Here is a 14,458-nt window from a genome sequence, read left to right as displayed (position 1 = left end):
GCCGCGTGAAGACGACGAGACCCCGGAGCCACCGGCTCCGGGGGTTCACCACGATTCTCCTGTTCCTGCTGCCCGCGCTCGTGCTCTTCTTCGGGCTCGTGGTGGCGCCGATCCTGCTCGCCTTCTACGCGAGCGTCTTCAAGTGGAACGGCATGCGCGGCCTGCCCACCGACTTCGTCGGGCTGGCGAACTTCACCCGCCTGCTGGCGGACGAGGTCTTCCTGGGCGACCTCTGGCGCGGCGTGTTGCTGATCATCCTGTCGCTGGTGGTGCAGCTTCCCCTCTCGCTGGGCATCGCCATGCTGCTCAACCAGAGGATCCACGGCCGGGCCTTCTTCCGCCTGCTGTTCTTCGCCCCGTACATGCTGTCCGAGGCGATCACCGCGGTCCTGTTCATGATGATCCTGTCGCCGACGGACGGCCTGGCCAACGTCGTCCTGGGCTGGTTCGGGGTCGACCCCCTCGACTGGTTCGCCGACCCGTCGTCGGTGATGATGTCGGTGTTCATCGTCATGACCTGGAAGTACTTCGGCTTCCACATGATCTTGTACATCGCCGGGCGCCAGGGCATCCCGCGGGAGCTCACCGAGGCCGCCCAGATCGACGGCGCGACCGGCTGGAAGGTCTTCCGCTACGTCACGCTGCCGCTGCTCGGCCCCACCATCCGCATCAGCGTGTTCCTGTCGGTCATCGGTGCGATCCAGCTGTTCGACCTGGTCTGGATCATCACCGGCGGAGGCCCGTCGCACTCCTCCGAGACCATGGCCGTGACGATGTTCCAGTTCGGTTTCAAGCGCTTCCAGGTCGGCTACGCGAGTGCGATCAGCGTGGTGATGTTCTTCATCAGCCTCGTGTTCGCGCTCTTCTACCAGAGATACGTCATGCGGCGTGACCTCCAAGGAGCCTCCACCGTGCTGCGAGAACAGCGATGAGCACCAGCCGCCACAAGCAGTCGCCGACGTCGGGCGGTCCCCTGCGCAGCCTGTCCCTGCACACGATCGTCGTGATCACGGCGCTGTTCGTCGCCGTTCCCCTGGTGTACGCCGTGCTCGGCGGCTTCAAGACCACCCGGCAGCTGTCCAGCAACCCGATCGGCCTGCCCGACCCCTGGATGCCGGAGAACTACGGGGGCATCCTCGCCTCGGGGCCGTTCTGGCGCATGCTCTGGAACAGCACCTACATCGCGGTGCTGACCACGCTGGTGGTCGTCGCGGTGTCGGCGCTGGCGGCCTTCGTGTTCGCCCGGTTCGCCTTCCGGGGCCGCGAGGCGCTTTTCACGATGTTCGCCGCCGGGCTCATGTTCCCGTTCGCGGTGGCGATCCTGCCGTTGTTCGTGCTGCTGCGGATGTTCGGGCTGCTCGACAACCCGCTCGGCGTGATCCTTCCGCAGGCGGCCTTCGGCATGCCGATGACGATCATCATCCTGCGCGGCTTCTTCCGGGCCATCCCGGGAGAGATCGAGGAGGCGGCGATCCTCGACGGGTGCACGCCGTTCGGCTTCTTCTGGCGGATCCTGCTGCCGATGGCCCGGCCCGCGATCGCCACGGTCTCCGTGCTGGCCGTCGTGAACAGCTGGAACCAGTTCATGCTGCCGCTCGTGGTGTTCAGCGACGACGGGCTGTTCACGATCCCGCTGGGCGTCCAGCAGTTCCAGGGCCAGTACGCGACGGACGTCGCCCGGGTCATGGCCTACATCGTGGTGGCGATGCTGCCCGCCCTCGGTTTCTACGCCGTGGCCGAGCGTCAGCTCGTCAGCGGCCTCACCGCGGGGGCCGTCAAGGGCTGATCCGCGTGTACAGCCGCACGGTGTAGCCGAGCACCCGGAAGGCCCGCTCCTTCCGGTAGTCCTTCCGCAGCAGGTCGCGCTTGGCCGTGTCCCGCGCGGACGCCAGGTCGGCGGGCGCGGGATGCGGACGGCTCACCACCCACACCCGGGGCGCCGCGCTCAGCGCGGCGGCGAGGTCCTCCGCGGGCAGTTCCCGCCCGGCCAGCGTGCCCGACTCCGCGCCGCCGGCCCTGAGCGCCGCGTCGCGGACCCCGTAGAACGAGGCGGGGTACGCCTCGGCGACCAGGCGGCGGATCGAGGGCAGGAAGAGCACGGCGTCTCCGGGCCGCCGTCCCGGCCCGACGACCCGGGCGACGGCGGCCGGGTCGTCCGGACGACTGTCGATCCGCCGTACGGCGGCCTGGTCAGGCAGGGACGCCACCAGCAGCAACACGGGCAGCAACACGGGCAGCGTCACCGCGACGGCCGCCCGCGGCCCGCCCCGCCACCGGCCCGCCGACAGCTCGGGGGATTGGCCTGGTGATCCGCTCGGGGTCTGGCTCGGGGTTTCACCCGTGCTTTCGCTCGGCGACCGGCCAGGTGACTGTTCCGGCGCCGGTCCCGGCACGAACCGTACGGCCCGGGCCAGCCCCGCCCCCGTCAGGAGCGCGAGCCCCGCCATCGAGAACAGGACGTAGCGGTCCTGGTAGAAGGGGTGGACCTGCGAGACGGCGATCAGCAGGGCGGGCGGCAGCACGGCGAGCGGCACGGCCACCGCCAGGAGCCCCACCCCGTCCGCACGCCGGTCGCTCACCCGCAGCGTCAGTCCCAGCAGGACGAGCAGGACGGTCGCCGCGAGCGAGAGACCGGACCCGGCGAACCGTTCCACGAGAGCGCGCACCTCGGCCCAGCCGGGCCGTTCCAGCCATGACACCTGGTCGCGCTGCCCGAACGCGATCCGCGCGAGCGGCAGGACGGCGAGCAGGGCGCACGTGCTCGCTCCGGCCCACCTGAGCGGCACACTCCACCGCTGCGGCGCACCGGGGACACCGGCCTCCGCGGCCGTTCCCGCGTCTCTGGCGGTCCGCCCGCGGGCGACGACCAGGACCGTGGCCGCGTGTGCCACGAGCGCCAGGGCGGCGAAGAGATTGAGCAGACACGCCACCGCCAGCGCCACGGCGTACCAGATCCATCTCCTCGTGCGTGCCGGGTCCTCCAGCGCCCGCGTGAGCAGCCGCGTGGCCTCCACCACAGCGGCTCCGACCAGCGCGTACGACCGTCCCTCCTGGCCGTAGGCGACGACGGCGGGGGCCGTGCCGTACACGAGACCGGCGTACAGGCCGGCCGGGCCGGAGACCAGCCGCCGTCCGATCGCCGCGACGCCGGCCGCCGCGGCGGCCGTGGCGGCGACGGAGGGAATCCGGATCGCGACCTCCGCCGGGACGGCGTCGCCCACGAGCCGGAGAAGAGGATGGATCAGCAGGTAGTAGCAGCCGTGCACCGCGTCGACGTTCCCGAGCGTGCGCCAGAGACCGGGCAGCGGCCTTCCCGCGACGACGTACGTCGTCGCCTCGTCCTGCCACATCGACCCACGCCTGATGCCCCACAGGCAGGCGAGCAGCGCGGCCAGGGCCGGGACGGCCGGCACGGCCGCGTCGCGAGCGCTCCGCCCGGGGCGGGCGCCGGCGTGGTGCCTGATCCTCACACGTCCTCCGTGTCCTGCGGGTGTCCTCTGGCTCGTTCGCGTCCCACCCGATGCCCCGCCGGGCAACAGGAAGGAGAACGGGGCCTAAGGTGAACCGAACGTGAGGAAAACTCGTAGGGAGAGATCGATGGCGGAGTCCGTCGTCGTCCGCACCGCGACGGAGGGGGACGTTCCCGGACTGCGCGCCGTCGCGGACCACTTCCGGCTTCTCGGCCGGTGGCCGGAGAGGCCGGACTTCCTGGACGCGGAGCGCGACTTCGGCACCGTGGTCGTCGGCGAGGTGGACGGCACGATCGCGGGTTTCGGCGCGACCCTGCCCCGGGGGAGGATCACGCACCTCGGAGACCTGTTCGTCCTGCCGGACCATCAGTCGTCGGGAGCGGGCCGGATGATCCTGTCGCGGTTGCTGCCGTCCGGCGCCCCCATGATGACCTTCGCCTCGGCCGACCTCAGGGCGCTCGCCCTGTACGTCCGGCGCGGTATGCGGCCCCGTTGCCCCCTGCTCTACCTCAGCCGCCCGCCACAGAGCGCACGCCCGGCCGAGAGCGCACCCCCGGCACGGAACGGATACCCGGCCGAGAGCGGTCGGGTGGGACGGGCGGGGAACGAGACTCTCGCGGGGGTGGCCCTCGCGCGTCCGGAGAGCGGCCCGCTCGCGCCGGGAGCCCGCGACGTGGACGCGGCGGCGGCTCTGGACGCCCGGATCTCGGGCGGGGAGCGGATCGCGACCCTCGGCTGGTTCGCGGGCCTGCCCGGCGTGACGGTGCGGGTCGCGGCCTCGGGGTACGCGTTCGTGCGGGTGGCCGGTGACTCGGCCGTCATCGGGCCCGCCGGAGGCGACACCCCGCAGGACTGCGTGGAGGCGGTGCTGGAGGCGGCCGACGCCTGCTCGGGCGCGGGCTCCGTCGAGATCGCGGTGCCGGGCACACACCCGCTGCTGCCCCTGCTGCTCGACGCCGGATGGCGCATCGACGATATGGACACGCTGATGACCAGCGAGGACCTCCTCCGGCTCGACTGCTACATCCCCCACCCCGACCTCGGCTGACGAGCCCGGCTGACACCGCGACCGATCCCGGCCTCGGCTGACCAGCATGGGTGGCTCTCGCCGCTTGCCCGAACCCTGTCGTCCGCCGCGCTGCTCGTCCTGTTCTCTGCGGGGTGTGGCGGCGCGGAGCCCGTGACCCCTGGTAGACGCGATCGATCCGGAAGGGGCGTGGGCTTCCTGACCCGGGCTCGGGTGACGACCTGGGCGGGTGGGGGTGCTTCCCGTCCCCGGCCAGGGGGACACCGGGGACGGGACGACGGAGGCGGCACCCGTGAACGCGCGACGTCCGGTGCACCGGGCCGAACCTGCCGGCGCGCCGGGCTGGAACCCCGGCGCACGGTCGCCGGCGGACGGCCCGGCACGTCCTATGGGATCTTCCGCAGATAGCGGGCCGAGGCCCAGCCGGGGATGCCGTCGGCGGTGTCCACGGCCACCCAGCCGTGGCCGGCGGTGCAGGCCCCGGCGATGTTGCCCTGCGCCGGGCGGATCTTCCCTACGGGGACGTGGCCGAGCCCCGCGCCCTCGCGGACGTTGAGGTAACCGCCCTTGTGCACGTGCCTCAGCCGGTAGGCGCACGACAGCGAGGGCCGGCCGCTGAGATCGAGCCGGTGCAGGTAGCGGGCGGAGGCGAAGCCCGACGCGCCGTCGGCGGCCCGCACCGCGATCCAGCCGTGGTTGGCGGCGCAGGAACCGGCGAAGCCGCCGTCGGACACCCGCAACCTGCCGACGGGGGCGTGACGGTGCCCTGCGCCCGCGCGTACGTGGAGGAAACCTCCCGCGCTCACGCCCTGGAGACGGTAGGCGCACACGCGCCCGGGGGCCTGCTCGATCTGGCGCGTGACCTCCTGGCGTATGCCCTCCCGGCGGGAGCCGGAAGCCCCGGGCCGCCCGGGTGGCCGGCCCGCCTCCCGGTGCGGCACGGCGGCTGCGGGCCCGCCCGGCACGGGCGGGCGGACGGCGGCCGCGGGTCCGCCGGGTGCTGGCGGGCGGGTCGCCGCGAAGCCGTACGCGGGAAGGCTGAGCCATCCCGCCGAGGCCCACACCGCCAGCGCGGGAACGACGCTCCTGGCCACTCTCACGGTCTCTCCCTTCGGGTCGGCATCGCCCGACGCCCGGCGGGGGGACCCAGGCCTGCTCCGCTCACCCGAAGTTGTGATCCGATTACCGTGCGTTTACACCTCGTCCGGCGGCGAGACCGGATTTTTTACCCGGCGCGGGTTCTCACCCGCCGTGGCCGCCGTGGAAGGGCGTGGTCACCCCCTCGTACGCGAGGTGCAGCATCATCCCGAGATCGGCGTGGCTGAGGTTGTGGCAGTGGTTCATCCACAGACCGGGGTTCCCGGCGCGGAACGCGACCTCCCACACCTCCCCGGGCCGTACGTCGAAGGTGTCGAGCCACAGAGGGCTCCCGGTGGGGGTGCGGCCGTCACGCGCGAGCACCAGCACCCGGTGACCGTGGAGATGCCAGGGATGGGTGTCCCTGCCCCGGTTGACCACGGTGAGGCGGACGAGATCGCCCTCCCTGACCACCTGGGTGGGCACGTGCGGGTAGGCGCGGCCGTTGATCGTGTGCGCGTAGATCGGCAGCCCGTCCCCGAGCGCGAGCCCTCGGTCGAGCACGAGCGTGAACCGCCGGTCGAAGCGGGACCGCGACGTGTACGGCGTGGGCGCCGGCGTTCCGTACCGGGTGAGGTCGAGCTCCGGCCACCCGGCCGCCGCCGCGGAGTCCCCGGTGTCCCCGGCGTCTGTGGCGTTGTCGGACGTGTGCTGGGTGCCGGGAGCGTCGGTCTCGGAGGCGTGACCGGTGCCGCTCGCCGTAGCCGTGAGGCGTACGACCTCGGTGCGGTCGTCGGCCCGCAGGACCACCGGGCCGGACGGCATGGTGAAGGCGAGGTCGTACCTGCCCCCCGCCGGGAGTCTCAGCCCGGCCCGGCTCAGCGGGCCCGGCCCGCTCAGGTCCGCGCCGTCCACGGCCACCAGCCGGTAGACCGTGCCCGCCAGGGTGAACCGGTGCGGAGTGTTGTCGGTGTTGACCAGGCGCAGCCGCACCGGTGTGCCCGGCGCCACCCCCTGGAGGATGGGCTGGTCGTGGTCGCCCGCCACGGTCGTGCCCGCGAAGGTGTGCACGGGAAGGGTGAGATCCACGCCGGTGGTCGCGGACCCTCTCGGCGCCACGACGAACATGCCGTAGAGACCCATCCGTACGCCGATGTCGGACACCTCGTGCGTGTGGTACCAGTAGGTCCCCGTCTGGGCGGCCAGGAACCGGTAGACGAACTCGCCGCCCGGCGGCACGGCCTCCTGGGTGAGCCCCGGCACGCCGTCCTCGCCCGAAGGCACGTCGTAGCCATGCCAGTGCAGGGTCACGCCCTCCGTGATGTCCGCGTTGCGCAGCCGCACCTCGACGAGGTCGCCCTGCGTGGCGGTGATCGGCGGGCCGGGAACCTGTCCGTCGAAGGTCCAGGCGGCCACCTTCCGTCCGGACGACAGCGTGACGGTCGCCGTGCGCGCCGTCAGCGTGAACCGGCGTACGGTGCCGCCGGGCGCGGGCTCCGCCGGGCCGCGGAAATCCGTGACCGGGCGGCCGGGCGCGGACGTCTGGGCGGACGTCTGGGCGGACGCGGCATGTCCCGGCATGTCGTGACCGCCCTCGGCAGGGGCGTCAGCGGCTGGGGTGGTAGCCGGGGCGCCGTCTCCCAGTGCGCCGCCTCCCGGAGATGCGGCTTCGGGGGTGGTGGCTCCGGTGGTGGCGGCTTCAGGAGTGGCGGCTCCGGAGGTGGTGGCTCCCAGGGCGGCTCCCGGTGTCGTGGCTCCGGCGATGGTGGCCGGCAGGAACGTGAGGACCCCGCCGGCCAGGGCGGCGGCGACCGTCGCCGCCGTCGCCGCGCGCAGCAGGGGCACCCGCGGGGCCATCGCCCGCCATGTCACCAGTACGGCCCCCGCGACGACGGCCAGGAGGATGAGCGCGGAGCCCGGCTCCGCCGGATACCCCAGCAGGAAGGTCTGCACGGGACCGGCCGCCGCCGCGTACCCGGCCCCGAGCAGGGGGACCACGATCGCGGGCGACCCCACGGCGTCCCGTCCGGCCGCCGAGGTCGCGCGGGACGCGGCCAGCAGCCGTGGCCCCGCCGTCACGGCGGTGACGACGCTCGCCGTCAGGAGGAACGGCAGGGCGACCGTGACCTTCTCCTGGACGAACCACCAGCCGGCCCCGGCCAGCGCGAGAACGGACCCGGCCCGGGCCAGTGACGCGACCATGGCCCCCGCCATCAGGGCCGCGGCCGTCCTCGGGCGTCGGGCGGCGGCCGCCGCCCCCGCGCCCGCCCACGCCGCCGCGGCCAGGACCGAGACGAGCAGGTCGAGCGCCATGAGCCGGTCGGTGGTCACGACGCGCGCACCGCCGAGCCGTCCACGTGGCCCGACACGGCGTCTTCCTTCGAGGCAGGGGCGGTCCACGCGAGCCGCCGGGCCCGGCCGAACACCATGCCGCAGACGCCCATGACCGCCATGCCGTTGAGGGCGTGCAGCCCGAGGATCGCCAGGGAGAGCGGGGTGGTGTTGCCCGCCGCGTCCTCGAACACGCCGCCGAGCGCGACGATCAGCGACTGTACGACGACCAGCCCCACCGGCAGGGCGGTCAGGCCGATGAGCCGCCCCGGCGCCCGGGCCGCCGCCGCGGCGGCGGTGGCCACCAGCGACAGCACCGGGATGACCAGCATGCCGTTCATGCTGTGCGCGGCGAACGAGGAGTCGTCCTGGGGTTTGTCGAACGCGCCGACGGCCGCCAGATACATCTGCACGACGGCGGCGGCGAGTAGCAGTCCCGCGAATACGGCGTAGACCTTGCGCACGGCGGTGCTCCCTTCGATGAGCGGACTGTGGGGATCACCGGGATCGTGTCCCACATCGAACCGGCGCGTCGTCCCTCTGTGAGAGTCACGTCGGCTACCGCTCGGGGAGTACGAGGGCAGGTCTTCCGCCCGGCCGTGTGCTCTCCCGGCGGCGCTCCGATCGTCGCCGCCGGGGGCCGCCCGCGTCGTCGCACGCCGGAAGGGGCTTGTGGCTACCGCCGTCGCATCAGCGGCGCGGGCCGCTACCACGCGGGGAGTACGCCGTCACTGCGGCCAGCCGGCGATGATGGCGGGGGTGATGGCGTCGCTGTGGCAGTTCAGCGTCGTGCGGCGGGCCCGGTCCACGACGCAGACCTTGACGTCCACCCGCTTGATCCGGCCGTCCGACGACAGCCGGAACGCGTTCCGCGACGCGCAGGTTGTACGCGGCAGGGCCCAGCCGGTGCCGCCGCCGATGTAGTGGAAGCGCGCCCTGATGTAGGCGCAGTGGCCGCCGTGCGCGTCGCGGTCGTACAGGCTGCCGGAGACGACGAAGGTCTCCGCGGTGAACCGGGTGATCCAGACGTCGGCCGTGGCGTAGCCGCGGTGCCCGGCCCGCGAACGCACCGGCCCCCAGTGGAGCGGCGCCGGGGCGGGCCGCGTCCACGCGGCCGGCGCCGTAGTGCCCTGTGCCGCGGCGGACTGTCCTGCGGCGGACTGTCCTGCGGCGGTCTGTGTGGAGGCGGCCTGGGTCGCGGTCCGGGGCGTGGCGGCATGGGCCGGAGCGGCCTGCAGGCCCACAGCCGACACGGCTGCCAGCAGTCCGCCGATGACGAGGTTCTTGCTCATGTCGGCCGACCCTAGGGCGGGAGTCTTGGAGGGACCTTGCAGCCGTCTTGTCCCCCAGGCGGTACGGCCCGCCGCGTCCGTGCACCTTGCCCGCGTCCGCGCACCTTGGCGGCGTCCGCGCGCCGGCCCGCGTCCGCGCACCTTGGCGGCGTCCGCGCGCCGGCCCGCGTCCGCGCATCTGCCCGCACGGCTCCCGCGGACGGCCTCCCGGCCGGAGGGGGGCCGGAGCGCCGGGCGGAGGGGCAGGGTGCCGTGTCAGGTCCTCATTCGCCGCGCAGCAGGTCTTCGGCCTGTTCCACCACCTCGTCGACCGTGACCTCGGCCACCCACGACTCGTCGTGCGGGCACCGCTCCACACGCGGATCGAGCCCGCTGACGCCGCAGACCGGGCACTCGGCGGTCCAGGACATCAGGGACCGGTGCCGGGTGCGGGTGAGCGGCCCGGCGTTGATGAGGTTGCCGCACCAGTAGACGCTCACGGTGGCGGTCCCCACCGCCGCGGCCAGATGCCGGGGGCCGGTGTCGTTGGAGATCACCAGGTCGCACCGCTCGTGGAGCGCCGCCAGGCCGCCGATGCCGAGCGTCCCGACGGCCATGACGGCGGGCCGTCGCATCGCCGCCGCCACCTTCTCGGCCACCTCGCGCTCGGCCTCGACACCGGTGATCACCACCGGCCGGCCGAGCCGGTCGGCGGCCTCGGCGAAGGAACGGGCCGGCCAGCGTCTCCGCGGATCTGTCGCCCCGGGATGCAGGGCCACCAGGCCGGGCGGCGGCGCGCCGTACACGCGGGCCAGTTCGGCCCGGTCGGCGCCGGTCACGGTGATCCACGGCTCGAACACGTCGGACGTCCCGCCGACCAGCGCCGCCACCTCCAGGTGGCGGAGGATCTCGTGCTGGAAGTGGACGTACGGCACCCAGAGGTCGAGCCGTTCGGCGTCCGGTGAGCACAACCCGGCCGTCACCCGGGCGCCGATCGCCCTGACGAACGGATTGGAGTGGCGGCCGCCGCCGTGGATCTGCACGGCGAGGTCGAACCGCCGCTCGCGCAGTTCCTTGAACAGGCTTTCCGGGGCCTCGTGGCCGTTCGCCGTCGAGGAGACGCCCGAGATCGGCGGCAGGGCGACGACGTCGTCCACCGGGCCCGGCCTGTCCTCCAGGAAACGCGCGTGCCAGGGCCTGCCGAGGAGGGTCAGCCGCGCCCCCGGGTAGGCCCGGCGCAGCGCTTCCAGGGCGGGAATGGCCAGGACCAGGTCACCCAGGGCGTTGGCCCGCAGGACCGCGATCCGGTTCACCCCCTCGATCACCCCGCCCATCGCCGTCCCCGTCGTGCGAGACCCACCAGCGTCACGGCGAGCGCACCGGGGCGATTCCTGGTGGGCACGAGAACGTCGAGGTCAGACGGGGTGGACATGCGCGGCTGATACCCCTGGGGTCGTACGGCAAACAGCGCCGCCGAGCCGCCGCCCGCGCCCCCGGCCGCAAGTCTTTTCGCGTCCGGCTGTCATCCGCCGGGCGGTGCCGGACATAGACAGGTGCGGACGGACGGAGGGCGGGACATGGATGTCGGAGCAGGTGGTCAGGTTCACGCGGATGTTCGACACCTGCTACGAGAGTGTCCTGCGCTACGCGGCACGGCGGGTGGGCGAGGACACGGCCGGTGACATCGCCGGGGAGACGTTCTCCATCGCCTGGCGGAGGCTGCGGGACGTGCCGCTGCGGGACGCGGACGTGCTGCCCTGGTTGTACGGGGTCGCGCGGCGTGTCATCGCGAACGAGGAACGGCGCGAACGGCGGAGCGTGCGCCTGCTCGCCCGCCTGGCGAACTTCGCGTGGTCCGGGCGGACGGTCGCCCGCGACCACGGTGAGGACGTGGTGGCGGCCACGGCGCTGGAGGAGGTCCTCCACCGCATGAGCCCGGCCGACCGGGAGATCCTCCGGCTGATCGGCTGGGAGGACCTGTCCGTCTCGCAGGCCGCGGTGGTCTTCGGATGCTCGCCCGCGACCATGGCCGCCCGCGCCCGCCGCGCCCGGCAACGCTTCCTCGCCGCCCTGCGCGACCACGGGGTGGCCGTCACCCCGCCCGGCGCGCCGCGGCCCGGTCCGCTGGAGAGGAGCGCGGGTCGTGACCGATGACTTCACCGACGTACGGCGGATGCTGGCGCCAATCGATCCGGCGCCGTCGGAGACGTTCGCCGGAGCCGCGTGGACTCCACGGGCGCGGGCGACGCTGCGGGCCATCGTCTCCACGTCACCGGACCCGGCAGCGGATCCCGCAGCGGACCCGACAGCGGTTCCCGGGGCTGGGCGGCGCTCCGGCCGGCGGCGTGCCCCCGCCGCGACGGCCCGGCGCCCGTTGGTCCGGCGCCTGTCGGCTGGTGCGTCGTCCGCCAATGTTCACCGGGGTGGAGGGAGCGGAGCGGAAGGGAGCGAGGACCGCAGCGAAGGCCCAGCGAAGCGGGCTTCGCGAGGACCGGAGGTTCCTTCCGGCGCAGTGACCGACTTGGCCAAAGAAGGACCGGAGGTTCCTTCCCGCGCAGCGACCGACCCGGCCAAGGTCCGTGGACACCCCAGTAGGCGCCGGTCAGCCGGGCGCCTGCCGGTCCGGCGCGCGACGGTCGCGTGGGTGACGGCCGGGGCCGTGGTGATCGCTCTCCTCGCGGGGATCACGCGGCGGGGTCCCGCGAGCGAGCCCGCGGACGAACCCGCCGCCCGTGTCCCGACCGTCGCCATGCTGTCCTACCACCGATCGGGGAGTGAGTCGTCGATGACGGGAAGCCTGCCGCCCGCGCGTCCGATCCTGCTGCGGCTGGCGAAGGCCGCCGGACGGCAACCGGACCCGACCAGACCGGCGGGCGCCAGATACAGCTACCTGCGGCTCAACGAGTGGATTCTCAACGTCACCGTCTCCGGTGGTCGCACCGGCACCGCCGTCGTGCCCACGGTCACGGAGCAGTGGACGCCGATCTCCCCGGCGGACCCGGTGCGGCGGGTCGAGCGTCGCGGCACGCCGATCGTCATCGGGTACGGCAGCGAGCGGCTGGCCGCGGTCGCCGCCGACGTGGCCCCCACGTCGGACGACGTGTTCGCGGCGGGCGCCGCGCTGTCGAGCCGGTCGCCGGACCGGCTGCCGGCGGAGGCCGCCGCCCTCCGCCGGGCCCTCCTGCCGCCGGGGCCCGTGCCCGGTGACGTGACCGAGGCCGAGGAGCTGGTGCGGGCCGTCGTCGACCTCCACGGCGAGTGGAACGTCCCTCCCCGGCTCTCGGCCGCGCTCTGGCGGATGCTGGCGGGCCAGCCGCTCGGCTATCTGGGCCGGACGACCGACCGGGCGGGCCGGGCCGGGGAGGCCGTCGCCCTGGACGTGACCAGGGGACTGCCCAGGAGGCTGGTGCTCGTCATCGATCCGGGCACCGGCCGCCTCGGCTCCAGCGAGGAGATCCTCACCACGGATGCCGGAAAGCTCGGGATCGACGTTCCCGCCGTCGTCGGCTACCGGCTGTTCCTTCGCCGGGGATGGACGCTCGACGACCGGACCCCGGCGGGGTGAACCGGCGGATCGCGACGGTCAGCTGGGGCGATCGGAGAGGCGGTCGGGGCGGGGGAATCTGATCCTGCGGCGTCCCGGGCACCCGTTCGGGCCGCGCCTGCCGGAGGCGTCCTCGGGAGGCCGTCCGTTGGTGTGCGCCGGGCCGTGCGCCTCCGCGCAGTGGGGCTCGGCCGGGCCGCCGATGGCGAGCAGGTCCGGAGGGGCGTGGTCGACCTGGAGGGTGGTGTGGGCGATGCCGTACTCGTCGTGGACCATCCGCTGGGCGGCCTGCCGTACGGCGTGGCAGTCGGATCCGGGAGAGACCAGGATGTGCGCGGACATCGCCGGATAGCCGGAGGTGACCTCCCAGATGTGCAGGTCGTGCACCTCGACCACATGCTCCAGGGCGGCCGTCCTGCGGCCGATCTCGGCGGGGCTCATGCCCGCGGGGGCGGCCTCCATGAAGACCCGGCCGGAGTCGCGCACCAGGCCCCAGCCGGCCTTGAGCATCAGGGCGGCCACGACCAGCGCGGCCAGGGCGTCGGCCCGGCTCCAGCCGGTGGCCCACACCACCGCGCCGGCGACCGTGGTCGCGACGAACGCGAACAGGTCGTTCAGGATGTGCTGGAACGCGCCCTCGACGTTGAGGCTCGACCGGTTCGCCCTGCTCAGCAGCCAGGTCGCGGCGAGGTTGACCACGATCCCGGCGATCCCCGTCACGACCACGTACGCGCCCGCGACCTCGGGCGGCTCGATCAGCCGGCGTACGCCCTCGTAGACGAACCAGACACTGAGCAGCAGCAACGTGATGCCGTTGATCTGCGCGGAGATGATCTCCGCGCGTTTGAGGCCGTACGTGAAGCCGCCCTGGGGCGGCCGGGCGGCGATCCGCATGGCCACGATCGCGAAGGCGATCGCGATGGCGTCGGTGAGCATGTGCCCGGCGTCGGACACCAGGGCGAGGGAGCGCGCGACGACACCGACGACGACCTCGGCCGCCATGAAGCCGAGGATGAGCACCAGCGCGCCGGTCAGCAGTCGCCGGTCGGCCTCGGCGCTGACCGCGTGGCCGTGCCCGTGACCATGAGCGTGGCCGGGGGCGCGACCATGTCCGTGTCCCTGTTCCGTCCCGCGCCGGGGTCCCCGCAGGTCCTCGTGCGGGGTTTCGTGCGGGGTGTCGTGCGGGGGTTCGTGCCCTGTGCCGGTCTCACTCATCGTCCCGGTCCTTCTCCTCATGCGTGATGTGCGTGATCGCCAGATCGAACAGCAGTCGCACATGCGAGTCCGCGAGGCGGTAGTAGGCCATCCTTCCCGTGCGCCGGACCTTCACCACGTTGTGGGCCCGCAGCAGGCGCAGGGCGTGGGACGCCGCGGACATGCTGTGCCCGGTGGCCGCGGCGAGGTCGCACACGCACATCTCGCCGCCTTCGAGCAGCGCCGCGATCAGCCGCAGCCGTCCGGGGTCGGACAGCAGCCCGAAGATCTGCGCCAGGTCCTCCATCGTCTCCGGGCCCGGCATGACCCGCCTGACGCTCTCCACCCGGCCGGCGTCGACCACGGGCAGCATGCAGGAGTCGGCGGTCTCGATGTCCACAACGTTTGAACGGTCGTTCACATGAAGAAGTTTAGGTGACCGGTTCGCCCTGTCAACGACCCGCGGTCCGGGGGGCTCCACCGGCGGCGGCGTTGGTGGACCGATCCATCCTAAAAGATCTTAATGTCGCAGGTAGACGCAGCT

The 14,458-nt window shown here is 73.3% G+C and carries 13 protein-coding genes; 5 read left to right on the top strand and 8 right to left on the bottom strand.

The window, feature by feature from the left end:
• Positions 1-5 precede the first annotated feature (5 nt).
• Positions 6-932 (top strand): carbohydrate ABC transporter permease, encoded by a 927-nt coding sequence (locus Mam01_RS25575; RefSeq protein WP_204287750.1) that lies wholly within the window; start codon positions 6-8, stop codon positions 930-932.
• Complete coding sequence (locus Mam01_RS25570) at positions 929-1,786, top strand: carbohydrate ABC transporter permease (protein ID WP_204287749.1); 858 nt, start codon at positions 929-931, stop codon at positions 1,784-1,786. Before Mam01_RS25575 ends, Mam01_RS25570 begins: the two co-directional genes overlap by 4 nt.
• Here Mam01_RS25570 and Mam01_RS37420 read toward each other — a convergent pair.
• Positions 1,776-3,470: a glycosyltransferase family 39 protein gene (locus Mam01_RS37420; protein WP_204287748.1), complete on the bottom strand. Its 1,695-nt coding sequence runs from the start codon at positions 3,468-3,470 to the stop codon at positions 1,776-1,778. The two genes, Mam01_RS25570 and Mam01_RS37420, sit on opposite strands and share 11 nt — an antisense overlap.
• Before the next feature lie 127 nt (positions 3,471-3,597).
• Here Mam01_RS37420 and Mam01_RS25560 point away from each other — a divergent pair, with 127 nt between their 5' ends.
• A complete protein-coding gene (locus Mam01_RS25560) occupies positions 3,598-4,518 on the top strand; it encodes a GNAT family N-acetyltransferase (RefSeq protein WP_204287747.1) in 921 nt (306 codons plus the stop codon).
• Positions 4,519-4,883: 365 nt separating this feature from the next.
• Here Mam01_RS25560 and Mam01_RS25555 read toward each other — a convergent pair whose 3' ends face one another.
• The 5 genes from Mam01_RS25555 to Mam01_RS25535 all read right to left on the bottom strand — a co-directional run bounded on the left by Mam01_RS25555 (position 4,884) and on the right by Mam01_RS25535 (position 10,510).
• On the bottom strand, positions 4,884-5,597 hold the full coding sequence (locus Mam01_RS25555; protein WP_204287746.1) for an SH3 domain-containing protein: 714 nt from the start codon (positions 5,595-5,597) through the stop codon (positions 4,884-4,886).
• Positions 5,598-5,739: 142 nt separating this feature from the next.
• Positions 5,740-7,905 (bottom strand): multicopper oxidase family protein, encoded by a 2,166-nt coding sequence (locus Mam01_RS25550; RefSeq protein WP_204287745.1) that lies wholly within the window; start codon positions 7,903-7,905, stop codon positions 5,740-5,742.
• Positions 7,902-8,369 carry a DUF6220 domain-containing protein gene (locus Mam01_RS25545; protein WP_150938880.1) on the bottom strand — a complete coding sequence of 156 codons (468 nt, stop codon included), beginning with the start codon at positions 8,367-8,369 and terminating at the stop codon, positions 7,902-7,904. The genes Mam01_RS25550 and Mam01_RS25545 overlap by 4 nt, the downstream gene beginning before the upstream one ends.
• Before the next feature lie 264 nt (positions 8,370-8,633).
• On the bottom strand, positions 8,634-9,197 hold the full coding sequence (locus tag Mam01_RS25540; RefSeq protein WP_204287744.1) for a hypothetical protein: 564 nt from the start codon (positions 9,195-9,197) through the stop codon (positions 8,634-8,636).
• Between the two features lie 263 nt (positions 9,198-9,460).
• Positions 9,461-10,510 carry a glycosyltransferase family 9 protein gene (locus tag Mam01_RS25535; protein ID WP_204287743.1) on the bottom strand — a complete coding sequence of 350 codons (1,050 nt, stop codon included), beginning with the start codon at positions 10,508-10,510 and terminating at the stop codon, positions 9,461-9,463.
• A gap of 247 nt (positions 10,511-10,757) precedes the next feature.
• Here Mam01_RS25535 and Mam01_RS25530 point away from each other — a divergent pair, with 247 nt between their 5' ends.
• Positions 10,758-11,330, top strand: coding sequence for an RNA polymerase sigma factor (locus tag Mam01_RS25530; RefSeq protein WP_204287742.1), 573 nt, complete (start codon positions 10,758-10,760; stop codon positions 11,328-11,330).
• Positions 11,331-11,820: 490 nt separating this feature from the next.
• A complete protein-coding gene (locus tag Mam01_RS25525) occupies positions 11,821-12,741 on the top strand; it encodes a hypothetical protein (protein ID WP_204287741.1) in 921 nt (306 codons plus the stop codon).
• An 18-nt stretch (positions 12,742-12,759) separates the two neighbouring features.
• Here Mam01_RS25525 and Mam01_RS25520 read toward each other — a convergent pair whose 3' ends face one another.
• Positions 12,760-13,935: a cation diffusion facilitator family transporter gene (locus Mam01_RS25520; protein ID WP_204287740.1), complete on the bottom strand. Its 1,176-nt coding sequence runs from the start codon at positions 13,933-13,935 to the stop codon at positions 12,760-12,762.
• Entirely contained in the window at positions 13,928-14,335 is a 408-nt protein-coding gene (locus Mam01_RS25515) for an ArsR/SmtB family transcription factor (RefSeq protein ID WP_225312068.1), read from the bottom strand. The genes Mam01_RS25520 and Mam01_RS25515 overlap by 8 nt, the downstream gene beginning before the upstream one ends.
• Positions 14,336-14,458 lie beyond the last annotated feature (123 nt).

This window comes from Microbispora amethystogenes, from assembly GCF_016863015.1.
GTDB lineage: Bacteria > Actinomycetota > Actinomycetes > Streptosporangiales > Streptosporangiaceae > Microbispora > Microbispora amethystogenes.
Note: the sequence above shows the minus strand (reverse complement) of the source record. Positions and strands in the feature narration are given on the sequence as shown.